The organism is Oceanomicrobium pacificus, from assembly GCF_009833495.1.
GTDB lineage: Bacteria > Pseudomonadota > Alphaproteobacteria > Rhodobacterales > Rhodobacteraceae > Oceanomicrobium > Oceanomicrobium pacificus.
The window spans coordinates 221,409-240,233 of the sequence record NZ_WUWG01000001.1 but is presented as its reverse complement, the minus strand read 5'-3'; the positions used below and the strand labels follow the sequence as shown (position 1 = coordinate 240,233).

21 protein-coding genes are annotated in these 18,825 nt (G+C 67.7%); 12 read left to right on the top strand and 9 right to left on the bottom strand.

Annotation, left to right across the window (positions count from 1 at the left end; all coding sequences use genetic code 11):
* Positions 1–10: 10 nt before the first annotated feature.
* Both GSH16_RS01250 and GSH16_RS01245 read left to right on the top strand, forming a co-directional pair.
* The gene (locus tag GSH16_RS01250) at positions 11–334 is read left to right on the top strand and encodes a chorismate mutase (protein ID WP_235912899.1); all 324 of its coding nucleotides are present in this window, start codon (positions 11–13) and stop codon (positions 332–334) included.
* Between the two features lie 68 nt (positions 335–402).
* Positions 403–738, top strand: coding sequence for a carboxymuconolactone decarboxylase family protein (locus GSH16_RS01245; RefSeq protein ID WP_160851106.1), 336 nt, complete (start codon positions 403–405; stop codon positions 736–738).
* Positions 739–741: 3 nt separating this feature from the next.
* Here GSH16_RS01245 and GSH16_RS01240 read toward each other — a convergent pair whose 3' ends face one another.
* From GSH16_RS01240 to GSH16_RS01225, 4 genes are all read right to left on the bottom strand, one after another.
* On the bottom strand, positions 742–1,029 hold the full coding sequence (locus GSH16_RS01240) for an SCP2 sterol-binding domain-containing protein (protein WP_160851104.1): 288 nt from the start codon (positions 1,027–1,029) through the stop codon (positions 742–744).
* Positions 1,030–1,119: 90 nt separating this feature from the next.
* Positions 1,120–1,596 carry a GNAT family N-acetyltransferase gene (locus GSH16_RS15835; RefSeq protein WP_160851103.1) on the bottom strand — a complete coding sequence of 159 codons (477 nt, stop codon included), beginning with the start codon at positions 1,594–1,596 and terminating at the stop codon, positions 1,120–1,122.
* A complete protein-coding gene (locus GSH16_RS01230) occupies positions 1,593–2,816 on the bottom strand; it encodes an argininosuccinate synthase (protein ID WP_160851101.1) in 1,224 nt (407 codons plus the stop codon). The genes GSH16_RS15835 and GSH16_RS01230 overlap by 4 nt, the downstream gene beginning before the upstream one ends.
* Before the next feature lie 102 nt (positions 2,817–2,918).
* Positions 2,919–3,149: a hypothetical protein gene (locus GSH16_RS01225; RefSeq protein ID WP_160851099.1), complete on the bottom strand. Its 231-nt coding sequence runs from the start codon at positions 3,147–3,149 to the stop codon at positions 2,919–2,921.
* 570 nt (positions 3,150–3,719) lie between these two features.
* Between GSH16_RS01225 and GSH16_RS01220 the strand changes: the two genes are divergently transcribed.
* The gene (locus GSH16_RS01220; protein WP_160852901.1) at positions 3,720–4,874 is read left to right on the top strand and encodes an iron-containing alcohol dehydrogenase; all 1,155 of its coding nucleotides are present in this window, start codon (positions 3,720–3,722) and stop codon (positions 4,872–4,874) included.
* Between the two features lie 78 nt (positions 4,875–4,952).
* Complete coding sequence (locus GSH16_RS01215; RefSeq protein WP_160851097.1) at positions 4,953–5,735, top strand: alpha/beta fold hydrolase; 783 nt, start codon at positions 4,953–4,955, stop codon at positions 5,733–5,735.
* 60 nt (positions 5,736–5,795) lie between these two features.
* On the opposite strand, the gene GSH16_RS01210 is transcribed toward GSH16_RS01215, so the two are convergent.
* The 4 genes from GSH16_RS01210 to GSH16_RS01195 all read right to left on the bottom strand — a co-directional run bounded on the left by GSH16_RS01210 (position 5,796) and on the right by GSH16_RS01195 (position 9,360).
* The gene (locus GSH16_RS01210) at positions 5,796–6,974 is read right to left on the bottom strand and encodes an acetyl-CoA C-acyltransferase family protein (protein ID WP_160851095.1); all 1,179 of its coding nucleotides are present in this window, start codon (positions 6,972–6,974) and stop codon (positions 5,796–5,798) included.
* Positions 6,975–7,074: 100 nt separating this feature from the next.
* Positions 7,075–8,001: an adenosylcobinamide-phosphate synthase CbiB gene (gene cbiB, locus GSH16_RS01205; RefSeq protein WP_160851093.1), complete on the bottom strand. Its 927-nt coding sequence runs from the start codon at positions 7,999–8,001 to the stop codon at positions 7,075–7,077.
* Positions 7,988–8,962, bottom strand: a complete 975-nt coding sequence (gene cobD, locus GSH16_RS01200) for a threonine-phosphate decarboxylase CobD (protein WP_160851091.1) — start codon at positions 8,960–8,962, stop codon at positions 7,988–7,990. The genes cbiB and cobD overlap by 14 nt, the downstream gene beginning before the upstream one ends.
* Before the next feature lie 17 nt (positions 8,963–8,979).
* Positions 8,980–9,360, bottom strand: coding sequence for a DUF1636 family protein (locus GSH16_RS01195; protein WP_160851089.1), 381 nt, complete (start codon positions 9,358–9,360; stop codon positions 8,980–8,982).
* A gap of 152 nt (positions 9,361–9,512) precedes the next feature.
* On the opposite strand from GSH16_RS01195, the gene GSH16_RS01190 reads away from it, so the two are divergent.
* Entirely contained in the window at positions 9,513–10,052 is a 540-nt protein-coding gene (locus GSH16_RS01190) for a hypothetical protein (protein ID WP_160851088.1), read from the top strand.
* Here the strand turns inward: GSH16_RS01190 and GSH16_RS01185 are convergent.
* Positions 10,049–11,041, bottom strand: coding sequence for a glutathione S-transferase family protein (locus tag GSH16_RS01185; RefSeq protein ID WP_160851086.1), 993 nt, complete (start codon positions 11,039–11,041; stop codon positions 10,049–10,051). The two genes, GSH16_RS01190 and GSH16_RS01185, sit on opposite strands and share 4 nt — an antisense overlap.
* A 317-nt stretch (positions 11,042–11,358) precedes the next feature.
* Here GSH16_RS01185 and GSH16_RS01180 point away from each other — a divergent pair, with 317 nt between their 5' ends.
* The 7 genes from GSH16_RS01180 to cobM all read left to right on the top strand — a co-directional run bounded on the left by GSH16_RS01180 (position 11,359) and on the right by cobM (position 18,790).
* A complete protein-coding gene (locus GSH16_RS01180) occupies positions 11,359–11,613 on the top strand; it encodes a DUF6732 family protein (RefSeq protein ID WP_235912897.1) in 255 nt (84 codons plus the stop codon).
* A complete protein-coding gene (locus GSH16_RS01175) occupies positions 11,610–12,737 on the top strand; it encodes a sirohydrochlorin chelatase (protein ID WP_160851084.1) in 1,128 nt (375 codons plus the stop codon). Before GSH16_RS01180 ends, GSH16_RS01175 begins: the two co-directional genes overlap by 4 nt.
* A 959-nt stretch (positions 12,738–13,696) precedes the next feature.
* Complete coding sequence (locus tag GSH16_RS01170; RefSeq protein ID WP_235912967.1) at positions 13,697–14,329, top strand: precorrin-8X methylmutase; 633 nt, start codon at positions 13,697–13,699, stop codon at positions 14,327–14,329.
* 3 nt (positions 14,330–14,332) lie between these two features.
* Positions 14,333–15,532 (top strand): precorrin-6y C5,15-methyltransferase (decarboxylating) subunit CbiE, encoded by a 1,200-nt coding sequence (cbiE, locus tag GSH16_RS01165; protein WP_160851082.1) that lies wholly within the window; start codon positions 14,333–14,335, stop codon positions 15,530–15,532.
* Entirely contained in the window at positions 15,529–16,233 is a 705-nt protein-coding gene (cobI, locus tag GSH16_RS01160; RefSeq protein WP_160851080.1) for a precorrin-2 C(20)-methyltransferase, read from the top strand. Before cbiE ends, cobI begins: the two co-directional genes overlap by 4 nt.
* Positions 16,230–18,023, top strand: a complete 1,794-nt coding sequence (cobJ, locus tag GSH16_RS01155) for a precorrin-3B C(17)-methyltransferase (protein ID WP_160852895.1) — start codon at positions 16,230–16,232, stop codon at positions 18,021–18,023. The genes cobI and cobJ overlap by 4 nt, the downstream gene beginning before the upstream one ends.
* Positions 18,020–18,790, top strand: coding sequence for a precorrin-4 C(11)-methyltransferase (cobM, locus tag GSH16_RS01150; RefSeq protein WP_160851078.1), 771 nt, complete (start codon positions 18,020–18,022; stop codon positions 18,788–18,790). The genes cobJ and cobM overlap by 4 nt, the downstream gene beginning before the upstream one ends.
* Positions 18,791–18,825 lie beyond the last annotated feature (35 nt).

The window sequence follows — 18,825 nt, the reverse complement described above, 5'->3', positions numbered from 1 at the left end:
GAGGTGGCCCATGGCGCGCGCGCCCCAAGATTGCCAGTCGATGACGGAATTGCGAGTCGAGATCGACCGGCTCGACGCCGAACTTGTCGCGGCGCTGGCCCGCCGTGCGGCCTATATCGACCGTGCCGTGGCGCTCAAGCAGGTCGAGGACCTGCCCGCGCGCATCACCTGGCGCGTGCAGGAGGTGCAGGACAAGGTGGCTGCCGAAGCCGCGCGCCACGGCCTGCCCGAAGCGCTGGTGCGCGACCTCTGGGGGCGGCTCATCGAATGGTCGATTGCGCGGGAATCGAAGGTCTTGCACCCCGAGGCGAAGGAGGCCGGTCCGAACGCTTGATCTGGCGCAATGCGCGAAATCGAGCGAGCATGTGATCTCAGACCGTCATGCCAGAGGGGAGAGGGATCATGGACTGGACCGACACGATGAAGGACACGCGGGCCGATCTGGCGAAGCTGCGCCCCGAGATTCCGGAGGTCGCCGCGGCGTTCAACACGCTGGCCAATGCCGCCACGGCTGAAGGTGCGCTCGACACGAAGACCAAGGAACTGATCGCGATCGCGATCGGCGTTGCCAAACAGTGCAACGACTGTATCGGGTTCCACACGCGCGCCGCGATCCGTGCCGGTGCCACGCGGGAGGAACTGGCCGAGGTCATCGGCATGTGCGTCTATATGGGCGGCGGCCCGTCGCTCATGTATGGCGCGAAAGCTATGGCCGCTTTCGACGCGTTCAGCGACTGAGGGTCAGCTTTTCAGGAGCTTGCTCAACTGCAGAGCCGCCGTGGCGTCGCCCGACAGTTTGAGCTTGCCCATCATCACACCCGTCATCGGGTTGAGCTTGCCGCGCAGGAGCTTGTCGAGATTGTCGGCCGAGATGCGGATCGTGCAGTCGGTCGGCTGGTCGTCGCGCAGAACCTGCGCGCCGGTCAGGACGAGCACGCCATCCGCGCCGCAATCGAACTTGATGGAACTCGGCAGGCCCTGCGGGGGCATGCCTTTCTGAAGGCTTTCGGCAATCCGGGACAGCGGCATCTGTGGGCTCCTTTGGCGACCGGCTGGAAACGCGGGAAGCCTAGGCAGAGGTGCCGCCGCCTGTCTTGCATGACCCTACGGAATGCGCGCTCAGGCCGCAGGGGCAGGCGGTACAGGGCCGACAAGGAGCCGTTCACCCTCTTCCACGATATCTGTCGGTCGCAGACCTGCCCGGATGTAGAGGTCGAGCGCGCTGTCCTCGCGCTCCACCACGTGAACGGCCAGTTTGGAGCGGCCCCAGACGCGGGCCTGATCGAAGGCCAGCGCGAGGGCCGCCGCGCCATAGCCCTTGCCCTGCTCCGTATCCGCGATCATCAGCCGCCAGAGATAGGCCGCATCCTCCGGATCATGGGGCTGTGTGTCGGGGTGGCCGGGCATGTCGATCATCGCCATGAGCCCGACCGGGCGGTCGCCCTCATAGAGCCCGCGGACCCAGGATTGCGGCTCGTAAGCCGCCTGCGCGATCGTCACCGGGTTCGGCGCGACCAGCCCGTCCTGATCGGGGCGGACCTTCAGCCGCAGAAGGGCGTTGACGCCCTCCCGCGTGATGGCGCGCGCTTCGATCACGACCCGCGGCGGTTGCGGTCGGCCAGAAGCCGCAGGCGCAGCGCGTTGATCTTGATGAATCCGGCGGCATCCTTCTGGTCGTAGGCGCCGGCATCATCCTCGAAGGTCACATGCTGTTCGGAATAGAGCGACTTGTCGGACCAGCGGCCCACGGTCTGGACCGAGCCTTTGTAGAGTTTCAGCCGCACCGTGCCCTCGACATGTTCCTGGCTCTTGTCGATGGCGGCCTGCAGCATCTCGCGCTCGGGCGAGTACCAGAAACCGTTGTAGATCAGTTCCGCATAACGCGGCATCAGCTCGTCCTTGAGGTGGGCAGCACCACGGTCGAGCGTGATCGACTCGATGCCGCGATGCGCTTCGAGCATGATCGTGCCGCCCGGTGTCTCGTAGATGCCGCGCGATTTCATGCCGACGAACCGGCCCTCGACCAGATCGAGCCGGCCGATCCCGTGCGTGCGGCCATATTCGTTGAGCGCGGTCAGCATGGCGGCCGGCGACAGGGCTTCGCCGTTCAGCGTGACCGGATCGCCCTTTTCGTAGCCGATCTCGATATATTCGGGCGTGTCGGGTGCGTCCTCGGGGTTCACCGTCCGCTGGTAGACGAAATCGGGCGCTTCCACGGCCGGATCCTCCAGCACCTTGCCCTCAGACGAGGTGTGCAGAAGGTTCGCGTCGACGCTGAAGGGCGCCTCGCCGCGCTTGTCCTTGGCAATCGGGATCTGGTGCGCTTCGGCAAATTCCAGAAGCTTCGTGCGGCTTGTCAGGTCCCATTCGCGCCAGGGCGCGATCACCTTGATGTCGGGGTTGAGCGCATAGGCGCTCAGTTCGAACCGGACCTGATCATTGCCCTTGCCGGTCGCGCCATGGGCGACGGCATCGGCGCCGGTGGCCTCCGCGATTTCGACGAGACGCTTGGAAATCAGCGGCCGCGCGATCGAGGTGCCGAGCAGGTAAAGCCCCTCATAGACCGCATTGGCGCGGAACATCGGGAAGACGAAGTCGCGGACGAATTCCTCGCGCACATCCTCGATGAAGATGTTTTCCGGCTTGATCCCGAGCAGTTCGGCCTTCTTGCGCGCGGGTTCCAGTTCCTCCCCCTGGCCGAGATCGGCGGTGAAGGTCACCACCTCGCAGCCATATTCGGCCTGGAGCCATTTCAGGATGATGGAGGTGTCGAGGCCGCCGGAATAGGCAAGCACGACTTTCTTCGGTGCGGACATGGGAAACCCTCTGAAACTCGGCGTTCAGTCGCGCGGTTTACGGGGTTTTCAGTCGTGCCGCAAGGTCAGGCGGCTGGGCACGTTCCGGCCAGCGGTCGGGTGTCAGCTGGCGAGTTCGGACGGGTCGGGCTGGGCGAGCACGAGTTCGGTGCCGGCGGCCACGCAGCGGCCCTCGATCACCGGCCATTCGGCAGGCGTTTCCAGCATCAGGCGGTTAAGCTGTTCCTCACAATGGCTTTCCGCGCCGAGAAAGGGCTGCGATGCCTCCTGCACCTGGCACGTGCTCAGGTCGTGACTGCAACCGGCAATCAGAATGAAGAAGATATGTTCCATCTTCGCTCCCCCTATCTGCCGCAGTGTCCCCTGCGGCATGCCGACACGTCTGTGACGATGGGCACCCATGCCCTGTCCGGTCGGCGAAATGATGCCGGTCCATCCGGCAGGTCTGAAATCGTCTTCGTTTCAAATCGGGTGCCGGACCAAAATTTCCCGACATTTCAGCGTCGAACCGGCCAGACACCCACGCAATTCACGAAACCGTGTGTTGGCCGGCTTCGTGTGATTCAAACGCCCGATGCGGCGATTCCGTTCCGAAAAAGTCACATTCCCCGCCGTTGGTCCCGTCTCAAATCGGGCGGTTTGCGCCATCGGCCGCCGCCTTGGGGGAACCGATTCGCACTGGCAAGGGGTCAGGTCGGGACCAAAAACCGGTCCGCTTTCCGAAGTGTCCGACCGGCGCTCTGGGCCGGCCGGACCGATCTGACAAACGCAACTCCACAGACAGACACGCGCTACTTAGGGCTACTCACGAGGAACACGATACCCGTCCATTGTGGCGGGAATTTGAACGAAAAGAGGTCAAGATGCTTGACGAAAGGTGAAGGCTGCGGCCCGATCCCCATCATGCAGTTCAGTTTCCACACCCCGCCCGCCATTCTGTCCGGCCCCGTCACCGATCCCGAGCGGGTGCGGCGTCTGGCCGCCTGCCTCGGCCCCCGCATTCTGGCCGTCAGCGACCCCGGACTGACCGCGCTCGGGCTCGGAGATCCGCTCTTCGACGCGCTGGGCACAGATGCCGAGGTGACGCTCTTCGATGCGGTCGAGGCCGATCCGTCCCGTGCTACGCTCGACGCGGCCATCGAGGCCGGGCGGTCGGTCGGCGCAACCGGTGTGCTCGGGTTCGGCGGCGGCTCCTCGCTCGACGTGGCGAAACTGGCGGCGCTGGTGCTCGGCAGCAACGAGGATCTCGACGCGGCATGGGGCGTCGGTCAGGCGCAGGGGCCGCGCCTGCCGCTCGCGCTGGTGCCAACGACGGCGGGCACCGGGTCGGAGGTCACGCCGGTATCGATCATCACGGTGGGCGGGGAGGAGAAGCGCGGCGTGTCCTCGCCGGTCATCCTGCCCGATCTGGCGCTGCTCGACGCCACGCTGACACTGGGCCTGCCGCCGGCAATCACTGCTGCGACCGGGATCGATGCGATGGTCCATGCGATCGAGGCCTATGCCTCGGCCTCGCCCAACAACAATCCGGTGTCCAAAGGGCTGGCGCGGCAGGCGCTGCGGCTGCTTGGCGGGCATCTGCACAGGGCGGTCCGGACGGGCGACGATCTCCCGGCACGGGAGGCCATGCTGGCCGGCTCGATGCTGGCTGGCATGGCGTTTGCCAATGCCCCCGTTGCGGCCGTTCATGCGCTCGCCTACCCGATCGGGGGCATGTTCCACGTGCCGCACGGCCTGTCGAATGCGATGGTGCTCGCGCCGGTGCTGCGGTTCAACGCGGTCACCGCACCCGGTCTCTATGCCGAGATCGCGCGGGATGCGTTTCCCGATCTGGATGCGGGCGATGGCGCACAGGCGGTTGCGTCCGCCTTCATCGACCGGCTGGCTGCCCTGCCGTCCGACCTGGGCCTGCCGGAACGGCTCCGCGACCTTGACATCCCGCGTGACGCGCTGCCCCGCATGGCCAAGGCCGCGATGCTGCAGGAGCGGTTGCTCGTAAACAATCCCCGCCCCGTGACAGAACGCGACGCGCTGGCCATTTATGAACAGGCGTGGTGACAGGCGGGCCATTTACGGGCGGCCGCCGCTCTGCCAGAAGGGGCGGCGATCAAAGGTGACCGACAGGGAAGATCAGGAATGACCGAGCTTTTGGAACGGGTGCGCGCCGGAGAGGGGCAGGGCAAACCGCTGGTGATTGCCCACGGGCTTTTCGGATCGGCGCGGAACTGGGGTGTGCTCTCAAAACGGCTCTCCGACCTCCAGCCGACGGTGACGGTCGACATGCGCAATCACGGGCAGAGCTTTCACGCGGCGGACAACGACTATCCGTCGATGGCGGCCGACCTCGGCGCGGTGATCGCGGCCGAGGGCGGGCGCGCGGACCTGCTCGGCCATTCGATGGGCGGCAAGGCGGCCATGGTGCTTGCGCTCCAGGCGCCGGAGGCTGTCGACCGGCTGATCGTGGCGGATATCGCGCCGGTCGCCTACGGTCACAGCCAGCGCCACCTGATTGCGGCGATGCGCGCTGTGGACCTGAGCCGGGTGTCCCGTCGTTCGGACGCCGACGCCCAGTTGCAGGACAGCGTGCCGGAACCGGGCGTGCGGGCCTTCCTTCTGCAAAGCCTCGATCTGGGTGAGGGCGGCCCCCGCTGGCGGTTCAACCTCGACGCGCTCGACCGCGACATGGACCTGATCACCGGTTTTCCGGAGGTCTCGGGACGGTTCGACGGGCCCACCCTGTTCCTGTCGGGCGGCGCGTCGGACTATGTGGCAGATGATCACCGCGCGAAGATTCTCGACCTTTTTCCGAATGCCAGTTTCAAGGCGATGCCCGGTCTCGGGCACTGGCTTCATGCCGAAGACCCGCGGGGGTTCGAGGCCGAGGTGCGGGCGTTCCTGTCCGACACGCCGGACGGCTGATCTGACAAAAAAAGGCAGGCCGCCGGGCCTGCCTTCATTTCCGCCGGTCCGGCGTCGCCGTCAGATCCGCTCGATGGCGAGCGCGATGCCCTGACCGCCGCCGATGCACATGGTGACGAGCCCGCGCTTGCCGCCGATCCGTTCCAGTTCCGCCAGTGCCTTGACGGTGATGATCGCGCCGGTTGCACCGACCGGGTGGCCAAGCGCAATCGCCCCGCCATTGGGGTTCACCTTGGCCGTGTCGAGGCCAAGCCCCTTGTTCACGGCGCAAGCCTGCGCGGCGAATGCCTCGTTCGATTCGATCACGTCGAAGTCGCCCGCCGACAGGCCGATGCGTGCGAGCAGGTTCTCCACCGCCGGCACGGGACCGATCCCCATGACTTCGGGGCGCACACCTGCATGGGCATAGCCGAGCACACGTGCGCGCGGCTTCAGTCCGGCCTTTTCGGCCGCGCCGGCGCGCGCCATCACGATGGCCGCAGCCCCGTCATTGATGCCCGACGCGTTGCCTGCTGTCACGGTCCCGTCCTTCTGGAAGGCGGGCCGCAGGCCGGCCAGCGCTTCGGCGGAGGTGTTCTTCGGATGCTCGTCCGTGTCGAAGCTGACCATCTCACGGCCGCGTTTCACCTCGATCGGCACGATCTGGTCGGCAAAGCGCCCTTCGGCGATGGCGCGGGCGGCGCGGGTCTGGCTTTCCAGCGCGAACGCGTCCTGGTCGTCGCGGCTGATCCCGTGCTCGGCGGCGACATTCTCCGCCGTGACGCCCATATGGCCGGTTCCGAACGGGCAATTGAGCGCGCCAAGCATCATGTCGAGCGTCTTCACGTCGCCCATTTTCTGCCCCCAGCGCGCCTGCTGCAGAAGATAGGGGCTGCGCGACATGTTCTCGGCCCCGCCAGCCAGCGCGAAATCGGCGTCGCCGAGCGCCAGCGCCTGCACGGCAGAGACGATCGCCTGTGCGCCCGACCCGCAGAGCCGGTTGACGTTCATCGCGGGCACCGTGTCGGGGATGCCCGCGTCGATCGCGCCCACGCGCGACAGATACATGTCGCGCGGTTCGGTGTTGATGACATGGCCGAAGACGACCGTGCCGATCTGCCCCGGTTCCACGCCAGCGCGGTCGAGCGCCGCGCGGCTGACATGGGCGGCGAGTTCCGTTGGCGGGGTGCCGGCAAGGCTGCCGCCGAACGTGCCGATGGCGGTCCGTGCGCCGTCGAGGATGACGATATCGGTATCCATGAAAATCTCCCTTGATGCTGCCGCGACAGTGCCACTGCCGCCCCCGCGGCTCAAGATCGCCAATGTCGCGGCGACGCGGCGTCAGCCGGAGGCTGCGTGGTCAGGCCAGCCAGACCAGGAAGCTGAGGAGCGCCGCGATGGCCAGCAGGATCGCCCAGGCCCGCCAGAGCACCGTCACGGAGGCCCGGACCTCCAGCGCACCGATGTCGCGCTCGCCGCCGAAATTGATCCACGGATCGTCATGCAGCCCGTCGGCATAGGTGCGCGGTCCGGCCAGCCGGATGTCGAGCGCGCCCGCCATGGCGGCTTCGGGCCATCCGGCATTGGGGGAGCGGTGGCTGTCCGCATCTTCCCGCATCACGGCCCATGCCTCGCGTCCGCGGCTGGCCGCCGCGATCGTGCCACCGGCGATGCGCGCCGGTATCCAGTTCAGCAGATCGTCGAGCTTCGCCGAGGCCCACCCGAACGCATGGTGGCGCTCGCTCATGTGCCCGATCATGCTGTCGGCCGTGTTGACCGCCTTGTAGATCAGGATGCCCGGCGCGCCGAAGAGCAGGAACCAGAAAGCCGGCGCCACGACCCCGTCGCTGAAATTCTCCGCCCCGCTCTCGATCGCGGCGCGTGCGACGCCGCTCTCATCAAGCATGTTCGGATCGCGCCCGACGATCCGCGCCACCGCGCGGCGGCCCGCGTCGAGCGACTGTTCAAGCGCCGCGGCCACGTCGCGCACATGGTCGACCAGCGACTTCTGCGCCAGCAGGATCGCGGCGAGGAGCATTTCGAGAATGCCGAAATCGGGAATCACGGCGATGACGAGGCCGACCAGGCCCGCGGCGACCACGAGCCCGATGCAGGTCAGGACGCCGGCGGCCCGCTGGAACCGGCCGCGGTTAAGCGTCCGGTCGCACCAGTCGACAGCCTGCCCCATCAGGACAGCGGGGTGCGGGACACGGGTCCAGATCCGCGCGGGTTCTCCGAGCGCGGCGTCGAGCAACAGGGCAATGAGCAGCATTTCAACATGGGTCATGGGGGGGCTCCATGGTGCTGAGGGCTGCGTCGAAGCGCGCCCAGTCCGCCTCCGGTCCGGGCAGGCCGATCCGCAGCCAGGTGGGGGTGTGGGCGAATGGCCGTGTCAGGATATGCTGTCGGGCAAGCCGCGTGAAGAGCTGTTTCGATTCAGCATGTTCGCAGAGGTGGAACAGGGCTGTGCCACCGATCCTGTTCAATCCGTGGCGGGCCAGCAGGGCGACCATGCGCGCGCTGTCTGCCGCAAGGCGCGCGCGGGTCGCCGTGATCCAGTCATGGTCTTCCAGTGCCGCGGTGCCCACTGCAAGGGCAGGCCCCGAGACAGGCCAGGGTCCGAGCATCTGTCCGAGCCGGTCCAGAAGGTCCGGGTCACCGACCGCCGCGCCGAGCCGCAGACCCGCAAGTCCCCAGAATTTTCCCAATCCGCGCAGGATGATCGTGCCGGGGCGTGCTGCTTCGGCCATCAGCGCCGGTGTTGCCTCGAGATCGGCAAAGCTGAGGTCGAGAATGCGCAAAGGCAGGTCGGGCAAGTCATCTGCGGCCCAAATCCGTCCGGTCGGATTGTCCGGGCTGACCAGAACGGCGGCCGTCGCATTCGCGGGGCAGGTGTCGCCCTCGGCCACGGTCCAGCCCGCGGCGCGGAAACTTCGTGCATGTTCGCTGTATGTCGGGCCCGGTATCCAGACGGTGCCGGGGTCGTCCAGAGCGGGCAGTCGGGCGATCAGGGCCGAGGTGCCGGGTGCGGGCAGGAGCGCCGCCCCTGCCGGTGCGGTCCAGGCGGCCCGTGCAGCGCGGAGAAGGCGTTCCTGCGCGGCGCTGTCAGGCAGACGGGTCCAGACCTCTGTGTCGAGCGCCGGCAGCGGATAGGAAACCGGGTTTATGCCCGTGGACAGGTCGAGCCAGTCTGATCGTGCGCCCCCGAACCGCGCCATCGCGGCATCGAGCCCGCCCCCGTGGACCATCGCAGGGTCCGGGCCGGTCACGGCGTATCGGACCCTGTGTCGAGCGCGGGGATGCGGGCACGGAAATGCCCTTTCACGCCCTGCGGCCATGTCCGGTAGGGCACGACACCCGAGTCGCTTTCGCCGTGAAGGCGCGCATAGTCGACAATGGCGTCCGCGGCCTCCGCATCCGGCGTGAATGTGCCCATCACATAGGTCAGCTTGCCCGGTGCCTGAACCGCGACATTGCAGCCATGCTCGCACCCCATCAGGCAGGAGACGCGGCGCGTCGGCACACCGGCTTTTTCCGCCGCAGCCTCCACCAGATCGGCCAGCTTCGCGCCGTCGCGCGGCCCGTCCAGATCGGGCAGGGTGCCGGGGGCGCGACAGGTGTCGCAGATGGTGATCGTGCTGGACATGGGCGGCCGGCTCCTTCGCTGCAGGTCCGGTCTGACTAGCGGCTGGCGGCGGGCTACTCAAGGGGCGACCTGTCGACAAGATACTGGTTTCGCGACCGAACCCGGCCTAAGTTCGGCACGTGCCGCAGGGCGAGGAACAGGGGGAACCGACCATGACCGAAGAAGCGGAGACCGGGTCGCGCTGGGGACGCGCCTTTCGTGATCTGGGGTTGGCGCTGGTGAATGCCACGTTGATGCTGGCGATCATCCTGACCGTGGCCGGGATCGTGCTGGCGGTGAAGCTCGACCGGCTGAAATCCATGCTGGAGTTGAACCTGCGCACGGCGATCGTGGATACCGGCCTCGACCGTCTGTCCGAGCGCCTGCCGGAGCCTGGTTTCGTCGACCGGCGGCTGGAGCAGATCGGCGCGGATATTGCCGAACTGCGCGAAGCCCGCGCCGATGATCCGCTGGTCGGGCGTAGGATCGAGGCGCTGACGGCGGAACTGGAGGAGATCCGCACCCTGCTTGCCGATCTCGCGGACAGCCGCGACACGGTGACGGTTGCGATCTCGGGCGCGATCTCGCAGGGGTTTGCGACAGTTGCGGGCGAGCTTGCGGGCTGCACGCTGCCCGATCTCGCCCCCGATCTGACGGGTCCCGACCTGACGGACGGGACCGGAGCAACACCGGAGGGCGCCTCAGACGGTTAGCTTGCCAGTTTCAGGCGCTCGCGCCCGTGCGGCGCGTCCCAGTCGATCCGCGGTCCGATCGGCACGATCCCGAGCGGATTGATGGAGGAATGGCTGCGTATGTAGTGCTGCACGATATGGTCGAAATTGACCGTCTCGCGCACACCCGGCCACTGGTAGAGCTCCCGCGCATAGGCCCAGAGGTTGGGGAAATCGACGAGCCGGTTCCGGTTGGTCTTGAAATGCTGGACATAGACCGGATCGAAGCGGAAGAGCGTGACCGCGAGCCGCCAGTCGGCCTCCGTCAGCCGGTCGCCCATCAGGTAGCGTCGCGATGACAGCCGGTCTTCCAGCCAGTCCATCGTGTCGAAAAGTGCCGCCGCGGCCTTGTCATAGGCCGTCTGGCTGCGGGCAAAGCCGCATTTGTAGACACCGTTGTTGAGCGTGTCGTATATGCGCGCATTCACCGCGTCGATCCCCTCGCGCAACTCTTCGGGGTAGTAATCGTCCCGGTTGCCGGTGATCCCGTCGAAGGCGGAATTGAACATGCGGATGATCTCGGAGCTTTCGTTGGACACGATCGTGCCGGTCTTCTTGTCCCACAGGATCGGGACGGTAACACGGCCGGAAATCTCCGGATCGGCATCCAGATAGACCTCGCGCAGGTAGGACCGGTTGCCCAGACTGTCGCCGGTCGCGCCCGGAAAATCCGTCTCGAAGGTCCAGCCATCGTCGAGCATCAGCGGGTGCACGACATCGACCGAGATATGCGGCTCCAGCCCTTTCAACTGCCGGAAGATGAGCGTGCGATGCGCCCAAGGGCAGGCATATGAGACATAGAGGTGGTAGCGCCCGCTCTCGGCCTTGTATCCGCCGGTGCCGGTCGGACCCGCAGCGCCGTCAGGCGTGATCCAGTTGCGGAAACTCGTGTCCGCGCGTTTGAAGCTGCCGTCCTTGCTGGTCGGGAAGATGGGATTCGTTTCCCATTTGCCGTCGATCAGTGCGCCCATGGTCTGTGGTCCTTTCGGGTCCGGTTCCGGTCTCCATCCGACCTAATCATTCCCGATACGGACAAAAGCCCGGCGTGGATGCACATACTGTCGAGAAGGGCGAAACAGTGGGCGCCCGGTGCCGCCGCGGCCCGCCGCCGGATCGGCGATTGTTTCCCGCAGGCGGCCCGTCTATACCGGAGGCGACGACGCCCCGGAGCGGGGCCGGAAAGGGGGTTTGCCCGCCATCGACCCAGACAGGGGATGAAAGGCAACATCGTCAGCGAGGGCTCACCGCGCCCGCTTTCCGTATTCTGTTGGCAGGAGGAGAGTGCGCGATGGTCCGGAAATTCATGCAGGCAATCGGTTTGTCGACGGGGGCGCTGGTCATGCACGCCGCACCGGCCGCGGCCCATGCAGGGCATCTGGCCGATGCGGCCGGACATGACCATTGGGTTGCGGGCATCGCGCTCGGTGCCGCGGTGGCGACCGCCGCATGGGCGATCCTGAAGGACCGGAAGGCCAAGGGCGCGCAGGACGCGGCCGAGAGCGCGGAGAGCGATCAGGACAGTGCGCAGGAGGCCGAAGCATGAGCAAAACCGGTGTGATGATTTGCGGCCACGGGTCGCGCAGCCAGGCGGCGGTCGACGAGTTTGCCGTTCTGGCGGAGAAGTTGCCCGCCTATCTGCCGGACGACTGGATGGTCGAATATGGCTATCTGGAATTTGCCAATCCGGTGATCCGCGACGGTCTCGACCGGCTGCGGGACGCGGGCTGCGACCGGATCCTTGCCGTGCCCGGCATGCTCTTTGCCGCGATGCATGCAAAGAACGATATTCCCTCGGTGCTCAACACCTATGCCAAGACGAACGGGATCGAGGTCAACTATGGCCGCGAACTCGGGGTCGATCCGAAAATGGTCGCGGCGGCGGGCGCCCGCATCCAGGAGGCCGTTGACCGCGCCAATGCGGAACTGGGCGACTTGCCCCTGTCGGAAACCTGCCTTGTGGTGATCGGTCGCGGAGCGTCCGACCCCGATGCGAACGGCAATGTTTCCAAGGTCGCGCGGATGCTCTGGGAAGGGATGGGCTTCGGCTGGTGCGAGGTCGGCTATTCCGGCGTGACTTTCCCGCTGGTCGAGCCCTGCCTCAGCCATGTCGCCAAGCTCGGCTATAAGCGGGTCATCGTCTTTCCCTATTTCCTGTTCACCGGCATCCTGATCGACCGGATCTACGGGTTCACCGATCAGGTGGCAGCCGAACATCCGCAGATCTCGTTCGTGAAGGCCGGATATCTGAACGACCATCCCAAGGTGCTGGAGACATTCGCCGAGCGGATCACCGAACAGGTGGGCGAGGTTCCGCCGCCCAACTGCGCCACCTGCAAATATCGTGTGCAACTGCTCGGGTTCGAGGATGAGGTCGGCCTGCCGCAGGAAAGCCATCACCACCATGTGGAGGGGCAGGGGGCGTCTGCGCCCGGCTCGAATGTCGAGGACTGTTCCCTGTGCGACACGTTCTGCACCGGCGAGTGCCGGCTCGTGATGGCCGAAGAGGGCAATCACCACCATCACCACCATCATCATGACGGGCATGACCATGGCCACGACCACGCGCACGGCCACAGTCACGGGCACGATCACGGGCATGATCACCACCACCACCCCTATCCGCATGCGGACCACCCGCACGGGCCGCGGAGCGTGCGCAAGACATGAGCCCGCGCCTGTTCGACACGGTGCTCGTGATCGACTGGTCGGCACGCGCCACGCCGAGCCCGGCGCGCCCCTCGAAGGACGCGATCTGGATCGGGATCTGGCGCGACGGCGCGGCTGTGGAACCGGTCTATTGCCGCACGCGGGCAGAGGCCGTCGGCTGGCTCGCCGACCGGCTGGCGGATGAACATGCGCGGGGCCGCCGCGTGCTCGCGGGGTTCGATTTCCCCTTCGGTCTGCCTGTGGGTGCGCAGGCGAAAATCACCGGCGCAGACCGGCCCGGCGCGTTTCGCGACTGGCTGGCCGCACGGATCACCGACCGGCCGGACAATCGCTCGAACCGGTTCGAGGTCGCGGCGCTGATGAACCGCTCATTCGACGGCACGGGACCGTTCTGGGGCCGGCCGTCGACCGAGGATCAGGCGGATGTGCCAGAGCGCGCCCGAGACCGAAGCGGGCGGGACCACCCGCCGGAGCATCGCGCGACGGAAGGGGCGGCAAAGGGCGCCAAAAGCCCGTTCCAGCTGGCCTATGCCGGCGCGCCCGGCTCCCAGATGCTCCTTGGCCTGCCCGCAATCGCCGCCCTGATGGCTGATCCGCGGCTTGCAGGCGCGGTCGAGATCTGGCCCGAACGGGCGGGCATTGTGCTGCCGGAATGTCCGATCACGATTGCCGAGGTCTATCCCTCGCTCCTGTCCGACGCCGTGCGAGAGGCGCAATCCGAGGCGGAGCCGCTCGACCGGGTGCAGGTGCGCCTGCTGGCCGCCGCATTGGGACGCCTTGATGACGCGGGCAGTTTGGCCGATCTTTTTTCCCGCTTCGGCGATGCCGACATGGTCGCGGAGGCGCAGGTCCGTGAAGAGGGCTGGATCCTCGGTACGGGCCATGCAGCGCTTTTGCGCGACGCCGCGACGGCAACCGAGGGTGATCGACCGACCGCCGCGCCGCACCCCGCACGCCGGTTGCACTACGAGCGCGATCCGGCGGCCATCTACCGCGCCAGTTTCGCAACCGTGCGGGCGGAGGCCCGGCTCGACAGGTTCACGCCCGATCTGGCGGCGGTCGCGGTCCGGCTCATCCATGCCTGCGGGATGGTCGACGTGGCCGACCGGCTGGCCTTTTCCCCCGATGTCGCCGCGCGCGGCCACGCGGCGCTGGCTGCGGGCGCGCCGGTTCTGTGCGATTGCGAAATGGTCGGCGCAGGGATCATCCGCCGCTACCTGCCGGCGGAGAACGACATCATCGTGACACTGAACGACGCGCGCGTGCCCCGGATGGCGCGCGACATGGGCACGACGCGGTCGGCGGCGGCCGTGGACCTGTGGCGCGATCGGATCGAGGGTGCCGTGGTCGCGGTCGGCAACGCGCCGACAGCGCTTTTTCACCTGCTGGAGCGGCTCGACGCGGGCTGGCCGAAACCCGCGGCGATCCTCGGCTTTCCGGTCGGGTTCGTCGGGGCCGCGGAAAGCAAGGCGGCGCTGGCCGCAGACCCGCGCGGCTGCGCCTATCTCGCGCTGCGCGGGCGGCGCGGCGGTTCTGCCATGGCCTCGGCCGCGGTCAACGCGCTCGCGGCCGGTTTGCCGGAGGAGGGCTGAGACATGGATCCGTGGCTGCATATCGTGGGCATTGGCGAGGATGGGATGGACGGGCTGACCCCGGCCACCCGCGCGGTTGTGGAAGCCGCCGACGTGATCGTGGGCGGCGACCGGCATCATGCGCTGTCACCCGCGATCCGGGCCGAGCGCCTCTCTTGGCCCTCGCCTTTCGATGCGCTGATCGACCAGTTGCAGGCGCTGAAAGGGCGGCGGGTCGTCGTCCTCGCGACCGGTGATCCGCTCTGGTATTCGGTCGGCGCGCGGATCGGGCGGGCCATCCCGCCCGGCGAGATCACCTATCACCCGCAGCTTTCGGCCTTCCAGCTGGCGGCCGCGCGGATGGGCTGGTCAATGGCCGATCTGGAAACGTTGACCGTGCACGGGCGGCCGGTCGCCCAGATGATCGCCTTCATCCAGCCCGACCAGCGGCTTCTGATCCTGACAACCGGCGCGGAAACCCCGGCCCAGATCGCGGCCTTCCTGACCGCGCGCGGTTTCGGCCGCAGCCCGATGACCGTGCTGGCCGCCATGGGCGGCCCCGATGAAGCCCGGTTCGAAGGGCTGGCGGAAAGCTGGGACCACAAGGTGCCAGCCTTCAATACGCTTGCGGTGGAGTGCGTTGCCGCGTCCGATGCGGCGTTGATGCCGCGCGTGCCGGGGCTGGAGGACGGGCTGTTCCGCCATGACGGCACGATGACCAAGCGCGAGGTGCGGGCGGCGACGCTTGCCAAGCTCATGCCGATGCGCGGCGCGCTGATGTGGGACGTGGGCTGCGGCTGCGGGTCGGTTGCCGTGGAATGGATGCGCGCGGCCCGCTATGCCCGCGCGATCGGTATCGAGCCGCGCCCTGACCGCCGGACGATGGCAGCCGACAATGCGCAGGCGCTCGGCACGCCGCGGCTTGAACTGGTGGAGGGCGAGGCGCCAGACGCGCTGGCGGGGCTGGAGGCGCCGGACGCGATTTTCATCGGCGGTGGCCTGAGTGCGGCAACGATCGACGCCTGTTGGGATGCGCTGCGCCCGCTCGGGCGGCTGGTTGCCAATTCGGTGACACTGGAAAGCGAGGCGCTGCTCCTCGAGGCGCACAAGGCCCGCGGCGGCGATCTTGTGCGCCTGTCGGTCGATCGCGCGGAACCGCTCGGCGGGTTTACAGGCTGGCGGCCGCAGATGCCTGTCGTGCAATGGAGCCTCGTGAAGCGATGACCGGACGGCTGATCGGTGTCGGTCTGGGTCCGGGGGATCCGGAACTGGTGACGCGGCGGGCGTGGCAGCGGGTCTCGGAGGCCCGCGTGATCGCCTATCCGGTGCTCGAAAGCGGCGACAGTTTCGCCCGCAGGATCGTGGCCGAAGCGATTGCGCCCGACGCGCGCGAAATCGCGATCACCGTGCCGATGACGGTGGCGCGCGCCCCCGCGCAAGCCGCCTATGATGCCGGTGCAGCGGAGATTGCCGCCGCGCTCGACGCAGGCCAGGACGTGGTGCTGCTCTGCGAGGGCGACCCGCTCTTTTACGGCTCCTTCATGTATCTGATGGCGCGGCTGGAGGACCGGTTCGAGGTGGAGGTCGTGCCGGGCGTGACGTCGATCACCGCCTGCGCCGCGGCGCTGCGGCGCCCGCTGGCGGCGCGGACCGACACGCTCACCATCCTGCCCGGCACCTTGCCCGAGGCCGAGCTGGAAGCCCGGATCGCCAGCGCGGACGCGGTCGCGGTGATGAAGCTCGGACGGCATATGCCCAAGGTGCGCCGGGTGATCGACCGGCTCGGCCTGACCGCAAAGGCGGGCTATGTGGAGCGTGCGACCCTGCCCGAAGGCCGGGCCTGCGCCCTGTCCGATGCGCCCGACACTGCCCCCTATTTTTCAATGATCCTGCTGACCAAAGGTGCCGATCCGTGGCTGAACTGACCCCGATCATCGTCTGTATCTCCCGCGCCGGAGAGGCGCTGGGCCATCGTCTGTCCGGGGCGCTCGGCCTACCGTTGCACGGGCGCGCGGGCCGGGTGAACGAGGCCGATGTCCATTTCGACAATGCACTGACCCATGTGCGCGACCTCTTCCTTGCGGGCCATCCGGTGATCGGGGTTTGCGCGGCGGGCATCCTGATCCGGGCGGTGGCGCCGGTTCTGGGCGACAAGAGGGACGAACCGCCGCTTCTGTCTGTGCCGGATGACGGGTCGACGGTGATCCCGCTCCTCGGCGGGCATCGCGGGGCGAACCGGCTCGCGCGGCAGGTGGCGGAGGCGCTCGACGCGCCGGCCGCCGTCAGCACTGCCGGCGATCTGGCGCTCGGCGTGGCGCTGGATGCGCCGCCTGCCGGCTGGCGGCTTGCCAATCCGGACAATGCCCGCGCGGTGATGGCGGAGCTTCTGTCCGGCGACGGGCCGCTGATCGAAGGCCAGCCGATTTGGGACATGGCGCCCGGTGCCGGTCCCGCACGGCTCGTGACGAGCCTCGCGCCGGTCACACCGGGACCGCTCGATCTGGTCTACCACCCGCAACGGGCGCTGCTGGGCCTTGGCTGCGCGCGCGGATGCGACCCCGACGAGCTTTGGGACCTCGTGAAAGGCGCGCTGGCAAATTCCGGCGTGGCGCCCGGTTCGGTCGCAGCTGTAGGGTCGCTCGATCTGAAGGCGGATGAACCGGCCATGATCGAGGTCGCGAAGCGGCTCGGCGTGCCTTTCCGGCTCTTTACCGCGGATGAACTGTCGGCCGAGGCGCCGCGGCTCGCCAACCCGTCCCAAGTGGTGCAGGCCGAGGTGGGCTGCCCCGGCGTGTCCGAAGGGGCGGCGCTGGCGCTTGGCGGCGCGGCGGCGGAGCTTGTGGTCCCGAAACGGAAATCGGCCAATGCCACTTGTGCGCTGGCGCTCGCGCCTGAACCGGTGACAGAGCTTGCGGGACGGGCTCGCGGGCGTCTGTCGGTCGTCGGCATCGGGCCGGGCCAGTCGGGCTGGCGCACGCCCGAAGCCTCCCGCCTGATCGCCGAGGCGGACGAACTGGTCGGCTACGGGCTCTATATCGATCTGCTCGGCCCGCTGGCCGCGGGCAAGCGGCGCACCGACTTTCCGCTCGGCGGGGAAGAAGACCGCTGCCGCTATGCGCTGGAAGCGGCGGGCGCGGGGCGCAACGTGGCGCTCATCTGTTCGGGCGACGCGGGCATCTATGCGATGGGCGCGCTCGTCTTCGAACTGCTCGACCGCGGGCCCGAAGCGCTTGGCGTGAGCGATGCCGCCCGCCGCGTCGAGGTCGTCTGCACACCGGGCGTTTCCGCCCTGCAGGCGGCTGCGGCACGCGCGGGTGCGCCTCTGGGCCATGATTTCTGTGCGATTTCCCTGAGCGACCTGCTCACCCCGCGGGAGGATATCGTGCGGCGCCTGCATGCCGCCGCCGAAGGGGATTTCGTGATCGCCTTCTACAATCCCGTCTCGCGCCGCCGCCGCACGCTGCTCGCCGAAGCGCGGGACATCCTGCTCGGTCACCGCCCGGCCGATACGCCGGTGCTGCTGGCCAGTTCGCTCGGCCGTCCGGAAGAGGAATTGCGCTACCGGCGTCTGGCCGATCTGGATGTGGACGAGGTCGATATGCTGACCGTCGTGCTCGTCGGCTCCAGCCAGTCGCGTCTGGCCGCGCTCGGTGAAGGGCCGCGCATGTTCACCCCCCGCGGCTATGCCCGCAAGATCGACGGAGACCTCGCATGACCGTGCATTTCATCGGCGCCGGACCGGGCGATCCGGACCTGATCACGATCAAGGGCCGCCGCCTTATCGAGACCTGCCCGGTCTGCCTGTATGCGGGCTCGCTTGTGCCGGAGGCCGTGGTGGCTTTCGCGCCGGAGGGTGCCCGCGTGCTCGACACCGCTCCGATGACGCTCGACGAGACCCATGCCGAGATCGTGGCAGCCCATGCGCGGGGGCAAGACGTGGCGCGGGTCCATTCCGGCGATCCTTCGCTCTACGGTGCGATCGCCGAGCAGATCCGCCGGCTGAAGGCCGAGGGCATCCCCTATGACATTACGCCCGGCGTGTCGGCCTATGCCGCCGCGGCGGCAGCGATGGGCCAGGAACTGACCATTCCGGAAGTGGCACAGAGCATCGTGCTGACCCGCATGTCGATGAAGTCGACCGGTATGCCCGAGGGCGAGACGCTGGAGAATTTCGGCCGCACCGGGGCGACACTGGCGATCCATCTGGCGATCCGGAACCTGCGCGAGATCGAGCGCCAGTTGAGCCCGCTCTATGGTGCCGACTGTCCGGTCGTGGTGGCCTACCGCGTCGGCTGGCCGGATGAGCTGTTCATCCGCGGCACCCTGTCGGACATTCACGCCAAGGTGCGCGACGCAAAGATCACCCGCACGGCGCTCGTCTTCGTTGGCCGGGCGCTGGCAGAGGAGCAGCAGTTTGTCGACAGTGCGCTCTATGATGGCGCCCGCCCGCACGTGCTGCGCCCGAAAAAGCGCGCCACCTGATCCCGCCACGACAAAGGGGCGCGGCCGGACCGGTC